General features: G+C 64.6%; 1 protein-coding gene. It reads left to right on the top strand.

The genetic code is table 11. From position 1 onward, the window contains the following. Positions 1-679, top strand: a 679-nt coding sequence (locus tag OU26_RS09345) for an IS3 family transposase (RefSeq protein WP_033499129.1), incomplete at its 5' end; no start/stop codon positions are given. Between the last annotated feature and the right edge of the window lie 45 nt (positions 680-724).

Genomic DNA, 724 nt, shown 5'->3' with positions numbered 1-724 from the left:
GCAGGTGCGCATGTGCCTGGTCCACGAGTTCGGCACGCGCATATCCGCCAAGACCGTGCCCGGGGTCATGCGCCGCATGGGACTGAGATGCGCCATCCGCTCCAGGAACCCGTGGAGGAGATACAGCTCGTACAGGGGCGAGACGGGCGATCACGTGCATAACCTGCCCGAACGCGATTTCACGGCCGACAGGCCGTTCTCCAAGCTCGGCACCGACGTCACCGAGTCCAGGGTCGCCGGCTCCAAGGCGTACCTCGCTCCCGTGTACGACATGGGCAGCAAGGAGATCGTGGCCTGGGACGTGAGCCGCAGTCCGGACCTCGAGCAGCAGAAGCGGCTGCTCGCCATGCTCGAGGCCAGGCTGCCCGCCGGCGTGGAGCCGGTCCTGCACTCGGACATGGGATGGCAGTACCAGCACCGATGGTGGCGGGACGAGCTCGAGCGGCTCGGCATCCGCCAGTCCATGAGCCGCAAGGGCAACTGCTTGGACAACGCCGCCACCGAGCAGGTCTTCGGCCACTTGAAGGACGAGTTCTACCGCGGCCGGGAGTTCGACTCGTACGAGCAGTTCAAACGCGAGCTGGACGCGTACATCATCCATTGGAACACCAGACGACGCCAGATACGACTCGAGGGACGCACCCCGGAGGAGTTCCGGAGCATGTCCCTCGCGGTCTAGGGCTGTATCCTAATTAACAACGTCCAACAAACGGGGCGCAGTTCA

It is taken from the genome of Bifidobacterium ruminantium DSM 6489, assembly GCF_000770925.1.
Lineage (GTDB): Bacteria > Actinomycetota > Actinomycetes > Actinomycetales > Bifidobacteriaceae > Bifidobacterium > Bifidobacterium ruminantium.
The sequence above is the reverse complement of the archived record's forward strand: the minus strand, read 5'-3'. Positions and strand labels throughout refer to the sequence as shown.